General features: G+C 30.7%; 9 protein-coding genes. 4 read left to right on the top strand and 5 right to left on the bottom strand.

Annotation, left to right across the window (positions count from 1 at the left end):
- Window positions 1–103: 103 nt before the first annotated feature.
- Window positions 104–2,509: a mechanosensitive ion channel family protein gene (locus ACUN3A_RS14405; RefSeq protein ID WP_445551974.1), complete on the bottom strand. Its 2,406-nt coding sequence runs from the start codon at window positions 2,507–2,509 to the stop codon at window positions 104–106.
- 721 nt (window positions 2,510–3,230) lie between these two features.
- On the opposite strand from ACUN3A_RS14405, the gene ACUN3A_RS14400 reads away from it, so the two are divergent.
- On the top strand, window positions 3,231–3,569 hold the full coding sequence (locus ACUN3A_RS14400; RefSeq protein WP_445551973.1) for a hypothetical protein: 339 nt from the start codon (window positions 3,231–3,233) through the stop codon (window positions 3,567–3,569).
- Window positions 3,570–3,607: 38 nt separating this feature from the next.
- Here ACUN3A_RS14400 and ACUN3A_RS14395 read toward each other — a convergent pair whose 3' ends face one another.
- Window positions 3,608–4,072, bottom strand: coding sequence for a DUF1456 family protein (locus tag ACUN3A_RS14395; RefSeq protein WP_445551972.1), 465 nt, complete (start codon window positions 4,070–4,072; stop codon window positions 3,608–3,610).
- A gap of 159 nt (window positions 4,073–4,231) precedes the next feature.
- Between ACUN3A_RS14395 and ACUN3A_RS14390 the strand changes: the two genes are divergently transcribed.
- Window positions 4,232–5,743, top strand: coding sequence for a redoxin domain-containing protein (locus ACUN3A_RS14390; protein ID WP_445551971.1), 1,512 nt, complete (start codon window positions 4,232–4,234; stop codon window positions 5,741–5,743).
- 56 nt (window positions 5,744–5,799) lie between these two features.
- Complete coding sequence (locus ACUN3A_RS14385) at window positions 5,800–6,201, top strand: TerB family tellurite resistance protein (protein WP_445551970.1); 402 nt, start codon at window positions 5,800–5,802, stop codon at window positions 6,199–6,201.
- On the opposite strand, the gene uvrB is transcribed toward ACUN3A_RS14385, so the two are convergent.
- The 3 genes from uvrB to rlmF all read right to left on the bottom strand — a co-directional run bounded on the left by uvrB (window position 6,198) and on the right by rlmF (window position 10,351).
- A complete protein-coding gene (gene uvrB / locus ACUN3A_RS14380; protein WP_445551969.1) occupies window positions 6,198–8,189 on the bottom strand; it encodes an excinuclease ABC subunit UvrB in 1,992 nt (663 codons plus the stop codon). The genes ACUN3A_RS14385 and uvrB overlap by 4 nt on opposite strands.
- An 83-nt stretch (window positions 8,190–8,272) precedes the next feature.
- A complete protein-coding gene (locus tag ACUN3A_RS14375) occupies window positions 8,273–9,211 on the bottom strand; it encodes an alpha/beta fold hydrolase (protein ID WP_445551968.1) in 939 nt (312 codons plus the stop codon).
- Between the two features lie 156 nt (window positions 9,212–9,367).
- On the bottom strand, window positions 9,368–10,351 hold the full coding sequence (rlmF, locus tag ACUN3A_RS14370) for a 23S rRNA (adenine(1618)-N(6))-methyltransferase RlmF (RefSeq protein ID WP_445551967.1): 984 nt from the start codon (window positions 10,349–10,351) through the stop codon (window positions 9,368–9,370).
- 387 nt (window positions 10,352–10,738) lie between these two features.
- Here rlmF and lysA point away from each other — a divergent pair, with 387 nt between their 5' ends.
- Window positions 10,739–11,968, top strand: a complete 1,230-nt coding sequence (gene lysA, locus ACUN3A_RS14365) for a diaminopimelate decarboxylase (protein WP_445551966.1) — start codon at window positions 10,739–10,741, stop codon at window positions 11,966–11,968.
- Window positions 11,969–12,448: the final 480 nt, after the last annotated feature.

Here is a 12,448-nt window from a genome sequence, read left to right as displayed (position 1 = left end):
ATGCTTTCCTGTAAATTACAAATACAACTGTGTAATTTGTAATATTTCAATAAGAAAAAGCAGCAGTAAAATTATAATTTTACTGCTGCTTTTTCTTATTGCATTAAGTCTCAGATTCTGGTTCTTCAGATTCTTCTAGCTTACTATCGGATTCATTATTAATTATATGAATATCCTGTTGAGAAAAAGGAATCACAATGTTATTTTCTTTCAATGTTTTGTCAATAGCAATTATCAATTCACTTCTCGTGTCATTATCAAAATCAAAATGGCTGATCCAATATTTCAGAACTAAGTCGATTGAGCTGTCTCCAAATTTAGTAAACCAAATTGCTGGCTGAGGTCTCATAAGGACATTCGTATTTTTCTCTAGAATTACAAAAAGTAAATTTTTGGTTAATTCTAAGTCGGTTCCATAAGCTACACCAAATCGGATTTCTGATCTTCGGCTACTGCTCCCAAGAGTCCAATTGGTTAAATTTTGGTTTAATAATTCTCCGTTTGGAATAACTACATCGGCTCCATCAAATGTTGTCACCACACTGCTTCGGATACCAATTGATTTCATTTTCCCAGATTGTGCGCCAACTTCAATAATATCGTCTAAACTTACCGGTTTTTCAAAGGCTATAATCAATCCACTTATTAGATTATTAACTAAACTCTGCATACCAAAACCAATACCAACTCCCAAGGCACTAATGATTAAAGTTATTTTATCCAGAGGGATTCCTGCTGACCCAAAAGCAAGTAAAACACCTAAAGTCACAATAGTTATTCGGGATAAAAATAACCAGCTTCCAAAATTTTTGCTCTTGTTTTTATCTTTAATAATTTGATTATCTGAAGCTAAAAATGAAACCACTTTTGAAAGGAAATTAGACAATAGAATTACAACAAAAAAGGTTAGAATATTTTCAAATGTGAATGTAATATTTCCAAGGCTTCTAGGTTCAGAGATGGTATTTCTAAAAGGATCAACAATATTTTGAAAAGTATAGGTATTTCTTATCATCAACAAAAAACAGCAAACAAAGAGGATTAAATAAAACCCAATACTAAATTGGTGAGGAATACCATTTAAGTTTTTCTTTCGCTTGTCTTCATCATCAACTTTCAAAATTTTAGATATCAAATTAATTTCCTTAACAATAATAAAGGTGCTATAAAGAGAAAACACTACTATAATAAGATAAACAGCTTTTGTCATTAAAAATTTACCCAGATTATAATGGCCATTTAGCAAATAATAGAATGAAAAGAACTGAAGAATAGCTGCTGCAATGATATACCACAAATAAACTTTTCTTTGAATTTTCGCCCTATTCATGAATGCATAAATTCCTATTCCAATGCCTAAACAGTTTATTGCCAAAATCAAAAAGGACTCCCCTACAAAGTGAATCAAAATTATAATATCAAAAAAAGCAATCATATTCAATAGAAAAATAGCAATCCAGATTTTCCAAACAAATGTATTGATTGATTTCCTCATTATTATAGTCAATGAGATGGTCGATATTGTCCAAGTTATGATTGAAAAAATAAGCGGTGGCATAGGAAGAACAAACTGATACAAATTCAGAACAGCCAAAATAGCAGTGGTAATAGGACTATTTAGGATATATATATCAAATAACATTTCTTTTTTATAACCCAAATCAAGGAATTTATTCTTTTGCAGTTTAAAATATATTGCAGTTCCTACTATTAGAATCAGCATCAAAAGAATAGAGTTTATATTGTTTATCACATAAAAATATAATACCAAATAATTTGTTTTTAAAGAAAAAGCCAATGGATCATCAATTATCAACCTTTTGATATTAAGACTCTCAAAAACAGGCACTTTCTTGGTAAATAACTGATCAACTTCTAATTTTCTGAGTCTATCATTTTCAATTATATCTGACTCAATTTTAAATTTTAATCGGTCACCCATAATTTCCAATGTTTGGATGCTGTCCACTGCATTTTTTAGCCTTTCTGAGATAGAATTAATATCGGCATCAATTTTTAGGGATTGCAGTCGATAAATTTCACGGGCAACAGAATCCGTAGGTACATAATACAAATTTTTATCTGCAACTAAGGAATCAATTCTTTCTTGCGCTCTACTTACCTGTTGATTTTCTACACTTATTTTCAACAAACGATTACTGGCACGTTTTAATAATTCATCAAGTAAGATGGAAGTTGAACTAAGATTTCTGTCAGTTTGAACTCTGAATTTTTTTTCCCCTACAATTCCTTTAACGGCAAATTCTTCCCATTCTTTTAATTGATGAATTTCTTCAGTAATATCCTTGTAGTCAAATCCCCTGTTTAAAAGAATCTTTGCATTTTGCAATTCAAATTCTATTAAATTGAAGATTCTATTTTGTTTTTGGACTTTTTGGTAACTAATGTATTTTTCCTGTCTCGTTTTCTTTTCATTTTCAGCTTTACCCTCAAGCATAAGCTGATTTACCCTATTTTTAATTCCAATTTCTTTAACAATGGAATCCATTTCCCTTTTTTGGGATTGAGAAACAACTGAGAAAAAAGACATTAATGTAAAAAAAACAAAAATAGAATTCCAACTATTAGCGTTATTATTTTTGACAGGCTTATTGCGTTGAAAAGTAAAATTTAGCATAGCTATAATATATTTGTAATGTGTTATTTCGTGGTTTCTCATTAATTTAGGAACTGAAGAAAACAATCTTATCGCCTTTATACTTCTTTTGCACCAGGATGCAATTAAATCCTTATTTGCTCTGGCTTTTTTACTTACTCTTTTAATTGAAGATTAATTACTAGATGTATATCAAATTTAACAAAAAACTATTACAATTTTCGATAAAGGCTAAAAAAGAGTTAGTCTTTATAATTATGGAATAGGACCAATTAAGACATAGAAAAATCCTGAACTTTCATTCAGGATTTTTTATGCAGATGTCGTAATAAGCAACTATTTATATATTTCAATGTTAACTAAATGTTACCAATGTAAATTTAATGTTATCAATTTGAAATTAACTTTTGTAGGTCTTTTGGCTATTTTTATGTGATAAGTGTAATTTATAGTCGTTTTTTTTGTTTAGTCAAAAATTTTAAAAGATATTTTTTTTTGATATAGAAAAAAATAAGATTTAAAGCATGCGTTATCAACAGGTTAAGTTCTATTTTGTAAGTTTTTATACGGAAAAACTGTTGTACTTTTGTCCTGTAATTAAAAACTAAAAATCATGAAAAAATTATTTTTAACGGTTATTGCTACTTTATTTATTGCTAATACTTTTGCTAATACAAATCATCCTAATCCAATAGAAAAAATTGAAACGAATAAAGAATTAACTACTTTATTCAATAGTAGCCCATTTTCTGAGAATGCATATCAAGAGGTTTTAGTAAAAGTAAAAATTACTTTGAATGAAAATCGCGAAATAGTTGTTGTGGAGACTAACAGTAAAGATAATGTACTTAATGATTATATTAAAAACACTTTGAATAATCAAAAAATTGCCTCTGATGAATTGAGAGCTGGTGAAGATTTGGAATTTGCAATTATATTTACAAGTAACTAATAGTTATTATTAATAAAAACAAAAAATCCTAAGTAGTCTTAGGATTTTTTGTTTTTACCAAAATTGTATTTTACTTTTTCTACAACGGGTGTTTTTCCGTTACCTTTTGGAAATTCTTTTTTACTAGGCTTTTTAGCTGAATTCGATTTTGATGGGCTTTGATCTCCACGAGATCGTTCTTCATCCTTTGGTTTAGCTTTAAATTCTGGTCTATCTTTTGAACTTTCTTTCTTTGGAATTTCCGCTTTGTGTTTAGCCAAAACATCATTTGGATTTTTCGGATTTTCTTTGGTTCCTCTTAAATGTATTACTAATCCGTTTAAGAAGTTACGCAAAACCTGATCCCCACATTCCATATAGTTTTCGTGTTTTTCATCACGAAAAAAAGCGCCCAATTCTGATTTTGAAATTCTAAAATCTACCAATTCTAAAATTTCTACTATTTGGTCGTCACGTAACATCAAGGCTACTCGAAGCTTTTTAAATATATCGTTATTTGTCATTTTTTTATTTTTAAAGCACAAAGATAAGCATTTGCAAAATGAATTAGTCATTATTGTTTTCGAGAGTGTAAAAACACTTTACCGATAGTTTGAAAATATATTTTAATTCTATTATTTTTGATGCAAAGGTGATACCTCCTCTAAAGATTATTTTGTACTATGAAAAAATTCTTAATAGCTTTTGTTTTATTTTTTTATTTATTGTTTGCACAAGCTCAAACGGGGCATGAAATCAAGATTAACTTGAAAAATTGCAAAGATACCATTGCCTATTTAGCTTTTTATCAATTTGATAAAATGTACATTTCAGACACTTGTAAAAAAGTGGTCAATGGAAATATTATATTTAAAGGAAAGAAAAAATTAGACAAAGGAGTTTATTTTTTACTTAGTCAGGAGAAAGGAAATTATTTTGATTTTATTGTTGACGAGCAATCTCAAAAGCAACAAATTAATTCGGACAAATCAAATTTAATTGAAAATTTAAAAGCTGTTAACTCTAAGCAAAACGACAATTTCTTCAATTACATTCGTTTTGTATCTGCCAAAAACAAAGAATTTGATAGTTTTAAAAAATCAATAAAAGAACAAAAGAAACCTGATTCGATTGCGCTTTTGTCCAAAGAATTCAAAATTTTGGATGAAGCGATTTTACAGAACGATTTGAATGCGGTCACTCAAAATAAAGGAACATATCTATCCGAAATGATCAATTTAAAAATGGATAAAAAAGCAAAAGATATTCCAAAAGCATCTAACGGCAGACCCGACAGTCTTTACGCCTACAACTATCATAAAAAGCATTTTTGGGATGGAGTCAATTTCCAAGATGATGCTATGTTGAAAAATCCATTTTTTGCAAATAAAATAAAGCAATATTTTAACACAGTTGTAGTTCAACATCCTGATTCTATTTGTGTGGAAATTGATAAAATGATGATCAAAACCAAGTCAGGAACTAAAATGAATATGCATTTATTAGCCTATTTTACACAGACTTATGAGATTCCAAAAATTATGGGAATGGACAAAGTGTTTATTTATATGGTTGATAATTACTTTAAAACAGGCAAAGCCAAAGGAATTTATGATGACAGTGTCATTAAAATTATTATCAATCGAGCAGCTATTTTAGCACCATTACAACTTGGAAAAACTGCTCCAGAACTTAACATGATTGATATTGCCTCACATGATAAAATAGCTAAAATGGGTTTTGATTCGGCTAAAACAAGCGAAGAAATCACCAAAGTCTATTATGCTAATAAAGAGGAAATTGAAAAATCATATACATCATTATCCAGTATAAAAGCCGATTATTTGATTCTTATTTTTTGGGATGTTGACTGTGGCCATTGCCAAAAAGAAATACCTAAAATCCTTGAATTATATCATGATTTACTGAAAGAAAAGAAAAATGTTCAGGTTTTTGGAGTTTATACTCAAAACGAATTTGATAAATATAAAAAGTACATCGACGATAATAAATTAGATTGGATCAATGTATATGATGGAGTTCACATCAATAATCTCAAGGATAAATACGATGTAGTGACTACACCTGTTATTTATATTTTAGATAAAAACAAAGTGATTAAAGCCAAGGGAATTGGTTCTGAATCCATTAAAGGTATTATTACTCAAATGGAGAAAGAATATTCTAAGAATTAATAATTTAATTTTTAGATTTGAAAAAAAAGAATATTTTAGCTGAAAATACAAATTTGATGAATACTCAAGAAGAAAAAATAAAGTTATTATCGGAGATGATTGCGTTTTCAGTTGTAGATGGCAGATTGCATGAAAGAGAATATCAATTTGTTTGGATAGTTGCTCAGGAATTGGGTATTAGCAGAGCCGAATTCAATGATTTATTTCGTAAAGAACTACCAACTGGGGTTATCAAATCAGAGTTTGAAAGGATTCAACAATTTTATCGTTTGGCATTATTGATGCATTGTGATAATGTTTTACATCCAAAAGAACAAGAAGCTATTCGTCAAATTGCCATTAACATGGGATTGAATCCAAGTGCTACGAATCGTATTTTAAAATTAATGCAAGCAGCTCCTAATGGTATAATTTCTCCAGAAGTACTATTAAGTCTTTTTCAAGAGCAACTCAATTAATGAATTTGCTCTTGTAGTTTCTTAATCTCATCACGTAGTTTTGCGGCTTGTATAAAATCTAAATCTTTTGCCGCTTTTTCCATTAATTTTCTCTTTTCACGGATCAATTTTTCTAAATCGGGTTTTGACATATAGGCCGTTTCTGGTTCAGCAGCGGCTGATAAATTATGCCCCAATTCATATTCTACCAACTTATTATTGGTAAAGGCACTTTCTATTTTTTTATTTAAAGCAACAGGAACTTGATTGTTTTGCGTATTAAAATTGATTTGCTTGGTTCTTCTGTATTCGGTTTCATCAATTGTTTTTTGCATGCTGTCGGTAATTTTGTCCGCATACATAATCGCTTTTCCGTTTAGGTTTCTTGCAGCACGACCAATCGTCTGAGTAAGTGATCGGTGACTTCTTAGAAATCCTTCTTTGTCCGCATCAAGTATGGCTACCAATGAAACTTCTGGTAAATCCAATCCTTCACGAAGTAAATTCACCCCAATTAAAACATCAAATATCCCTTTTCGTAAATCTTGCATGATTTCAATTCGCTCCAAAGTATCTACATCAGAATGAATATAACGACAGCGGATATTAACTTTATCCAAATATTTAGCTAATTCTTCTGCCATTCTTTTGGTTAAAGTAGTGATCAAAACACGCTCATCTATTTCAGCTCGGGCTTGAATCTCTTCAATCAAATCATCAATTTGATTCAAACTCGGACGAATTTCTATGATAGGATCCAATAAACCTGTTGGTCGAATAATTTGCTCTACATAAACGCCATCACATTTTTGCAATTCATAATCGGCCGGTGTCGCCGAAACATAAATCGTTTGATTTTGCATGGCTTCAAATTCCTCAAATTTCAATGGCCGATTATCCATCGCAGCTGGAAGTCGGAAACCATATTCCACTAAATTCTCTTTTCTACTTCTATCACCACCATACATAGCATGTACTTGCGAAAGCGTAACGTGACTTTCATCCACAACCATCAAATAATCTTTTGGGAAATAATCCAATAAACAGAAAGGTCTTGTACCCGCTTCCCTTCCATCTAAATAACGAGAATAATTTTCTATTCCAGAGCAATACCCCAATTCCCGAATCATTTCTAAATCGAAATTAGTTCGTTCTTCCAAGCGTTTGGCTTCAAGATGTTTTCCAATTTCTTTAAAATAATCCACTTGTTTAACCATGTCTTGCTGTATTTCCCAAATAGCATTTTGCAATACATCGGGCGACGTAACAAACATATTCGCAGGATATATTGTCAATTTTCCGAAACGTTCAATCACTTTGGAAGTCTTTGTATCAAAACTTTCAATTTCTTCTATTTCATCTCCAAAAAAATGAATTCGAAAGGCATCATCGGCATAACTCGGATATACTTCAACGGTATCTCCTTTTATACGAAAATTTCCAGGCGTAAAATCAGCTTCCGTTCTGGAATACAAACTTTGAACCAAACTTTTTAATAATTGTGTTCTTGAAATCATTTGGTTGGTTTCAAGAGCAATTACGTTTTTTTGAAATTCGACAGGATTTCCAATACCATAAATACAAGAAACTGATGCAACCACAATAATATCTCTTCGCCCTGAAAGTAAAGAAGAAGTGGTGCTCAAACGCATTTTCTCTAATTCTTCATTAATAGATAAATCTTTTTCAATGAAAACGCCCGTAACAGGCATAAAAGCCTCCGGTTGGTAATAGTCGTAATAAGAAACGAAATATTCGACTGCATTATTAGGAAAAAATTGCTTGAATTCCGAATATAATTGGGCAGCCAAAGTCTTGTTATGTGCCAAAATCAACGTTGGTTTTTGCACTTCCTGAATGACATTGGCAACCGTAAATGTTTTTCCTGAACCCGTAACTCCCAAAAGGGTCTGAAATTGTTCGCCAGTCTCAATACCCTGCACTAATTTTTCGATAGCCTGAGGTTGGTCTCCTTTGGGTTGGTAATCGGATACGACTTGGAAATTCATATGTTATAAGTCAAAGGTTAGAATCGCAAAGTTACAAAGTTTGAATGCTATACAACAACGTACAATAAAATTAAAAATTAGAGCTATTCTAAAAATGAAAGCATAGCTTCATTCACTTCCTTGGTTTGGTCGATAGTTAAAAAATGCCCCGCATCTTTTATAATTTTGGTTTTGCCTTTGACTAAAAATTCTTGAGCTCTTTCAATACTTTTTTCAGAATTGATAACATCCTGATCGCCGATTAAAACCAGTACTGGATTACCAATTGATTTTAGCTCATCATCCGAAAAAGGTTGCATTTGAAGCATACTTGCATTTGATTTTGAATATTTATTGGCTAAATAAAATTGTCTTCTGTAAATAGAATTGATTTTTTCAGGATGTGTAGAAAATATTTTTAATGTTTTTTTGAATTTTTTCTCACTCGGAAAAAGTTTTAAAAACAATGCAGAAGATGTTTTTCCAACTTTATCAATATATTCGAATGTTTGTGCAGGGCTTAATAAAACGATTTTATTGATAGAATTGTTTTTTTGAATAGCTAATAAAGTAGCAATCCAACCGCCACGGGAAGCCGCAACGATATCAAAGTTTTTTAATTTATAGTAATTGAAAATATCGTTGTACCAAATTACTATTTCTTCTTTTGAAAGTGCATTGGATGTTAAAGTGGATTTATTAGGCTCCATCAAAAAATCGATAGCATATATTCGATGGTTTTTTGCCAAAGCCTTAATATTAGGATACCACATTGTTGAACTGGCATCCATACCATGAAGTAACACTAACTTTTTTCCGTTTTTGGGACCAGTCATAATGATGTGAGCTGTTCCATAGCGGGTTTTTATATTTTCTTCTTCATATGGAACATCCCAGAGTTTTAAGGCATTATCATAGGAAGCAATATAATTGTCTTTTTCTTTCTTTGTTTCAAAAGTATAATCGTCAAACTTTGCTTTCTTTGAAGAAGCACAACCAATAAAAAGCAATAATACTAGAGTTTGCAGTAGCAATTTTGACATAATTTTAAAATTATAATTTACTTTAAAGATACTCTTTAATAAGGCTTTAAAGTATTAAAATTCCAATTTAATGTTATGCAATTACCATTGTTTATTAGAACAATTGTCAGGTCCAGATAATTATTCAATGGATGAAACTAATACTGTAACCACTGCTTATTCTTCAAACTTCCAATTTGCTTGTTGTTCTTCAGTCAAAAAAGTCCAGGCAACAAATCGGCTTGTTTTTTGGCCTTGAGCCATATCAATCGTTTTTATGGTTGCTGGGTGTACTTTTGCTAATGTTTTATAAATACTTTTTAGGTTATCACTTTTAGAAACTAAAGTAGTAAACCACAAACATTGCATTGGGTATTTGGCACTTTCGTAAACCATTTGTTTAATAAATCCTAATTCGCCACCATCACACCATAATTCCGTATTTTGACCCCCGAAATTTAAAACTGCTTTGTCAGTTTTAGGTGCTTTTGGATTCAGGTTATTTACTTTCCGAGTAGCGCTTTTTTGTGCTTCCTCAGCTGAATTATGAAAAGGCGGATTGCAAAGCACAAATGTAAATCGATCCTCAGGAGTTATAATATTTTTGAAAATAAAACGGGATTCAGTTTGTTGTTGCAAACTAATCGCATCAATTAAGTTCGGATTAGCTTCGATAATTTTGCTGCAATTTTCGATAGCTTTTGAGTCAATATCTGTCCCAACAAAACTCCAGCCATAAGTGGCGTGACCGAGAATAGGATAAATACAATTTGATCCCACACCAATATCAAGACCCATTACATTTTCGCCTTCTGGAATTTTTCCTTTATTGGATAAAGCTAACAAATCGGCGATATAATGAATATAATCAACACGTCCAGGAATAGGCGGACAAAGATAATTCTCAGGAATATCCCAGCTTTTAATATTGTAATTAGCAATTAACAACGCTTTATTGAGTGCTTTTACAGCTTTAGAATCACTGAAATCAATAGTTTGTTTTGCATGTTCGCTATCGCACGAGTCAATGGCATGCTCATTGATTACCACAAAATTTTGAAGTTCAGGGCAAACAGCAATTAATTCTTGAAAATTATATCCCAATCGATGTTGGTTTCTTGGATGTAAATTGGTTTTAACCGAAGGCTTAGATTCTTTCATTATATTTAATTTCGATGCAAAGATACTGATTCCAAATTTGAAAATTTTGAAGATTATTTTGCTTAAAATAAAGGACTTAAAATAGCATTAAAATTCTCATAAATTATTTTATATCATTTAAATAACTGTTATGCATACATAATATATTATTACCTAAATTTGCAGAAAAAATAAAACAGCTTTTTTAAAGAACACCAAATTATTTGATAAAAATCATATCAATTACAGTTGAAACATAACTTACAAAGTCCAATAAAGTTAAGAAATTCAATAGGTAACAGCAATTTGTTACAATAAAAACAATTTGTTATATTTTGTTAAATAACATAAAATAGTTTGGTCGTCATATTAAAGAATAATAAATTTGTAAAAAATAATAATTAAAAGATGCAAGCAAACGATTTACTACACTTAGCAGAACAATTTGGAAGTCCACTTTATGTGTATGATGCAGAGAAAATACAATCCCAGTATAATCGATTAACAAAGGCATTTTCAAAGGTTTCAAATTTACGCATTAATTATGCTATGAAAGCATTATCTAATGTTGCCATACTTCAATTATTAAGAGATATGGGATCAGGATTAGATACCGTTTCTATACAAGAAGTGCAATTGGGTTTACATGCTGGTTATGCCCCAGAAAAAATATTTTATACGCCAAACGGTGTTTCTTTAGAAGAAATAGAAGCAGTTCACGCTTTGGGAGTTCAAATTAACATTGACAATTTATCAATATTGGAGCAATTTGGTGCAAAACATCCACATGTTCCAGTTTGTATCCGTATTAATCCACACGTAATGGCTGGTGGAAATGCAAATATTTCTGTTGGACATATCGATAGTAAATTTGGTATTTCTGTACACCAAATACCTCATTTGGTACGTATTGTAGAGAATACAAATATGAACATCGTAGGTATTCACATGCATACAGGATCAGATATCTTAGATATTGAAGTGTTTTTATATGCAGCAGAAATTTTATTTGACACTGCAAAAAACTTCAAAAACTTAGAGTTTTTAGATTTTGGAAGTGGTTTTAAAGTTCCTTACAAAAAAGATGATATTGCAACTGATATTGATGAATTAGGTAAAAAACTATCTAAAAGATTCAATGCTTTCTGTACAGAATACGGTAAAGATTTAACGCTAATATTTGAACCTGGAAAATTCCTAGTGAGTGAAGCAGGATTCTTTTTAGCAAAAGTTAATGTGGTAAAACAAACAACTTCGACTGTTTTTGCAGGTATTGATAGTGGATTTAATCACTTGATTCGTCCAATGCTTTATGGTTCTTCACATTTTATAGAAAACATATCAAATCCTAAAGGTAAAGAGCGTTTTTACTCTGTAGTAGGATACATTTGTGAAACAGATACATTTGCGACTAACAGAAAAATTTCTGAAATAAAAGAAGGAGACATTTTATCTTTCCGAAATGCTGGAGCTTATTGCTTCTCAATGTCTTCTAATTACAATTCAAGATACAAACCAGCCGAAGTGTTATGGATGAATGGTAAAGGCTATTTAATCAGAGCGCATGAAAAATTTGAAGATTTATTGCAAAATCAAATTTCATTGCCAAAAGAAATAACTGAAGCAGTAAACATTTAAGAAAACAAAAAATCCCGAAATATTTCGGGATTTTTTTTTGCTAAAAAACTGAATTCAATTACGAATGTAGGTCACTCTATGGAGTTTTTAAAACGAATCTCTTTTTCTACAAACGGTTAACTTCTACGAGGTTTATTTAATTTGTAAAGCACCTTTTGAACTTATATTTTAAATACCATAAGTTTATCATTTAGCCCCGATTGCTTCGCCAGTTCGCTACGCTCGTATGTAGTGAAAATCCTTTTTGTTTTTTCTTTAAAAACAAAAAGATTACAACGGATAGCGAGACTAGATTTATTAAAAACCTAAGGTAACTGCTCCATAAAACAAACAATAACTTCTCAGACAATTTCTTCATAAATAAAAAACGTCTAACAAAACCATTTCTATTCAACAGTTACATCTTTAATTGCTCAAGAAAACTAAAACATGCATAAAACAAAAATATCCCATTTGTTGTTACAAATGGGATATTTTATG

Source organism: Flavobacterium sp. WC2509, from assembly GCF_052683105.1.
This window is presented reverse-complemented; position numbering and strand designations above follow the sequence as displayed.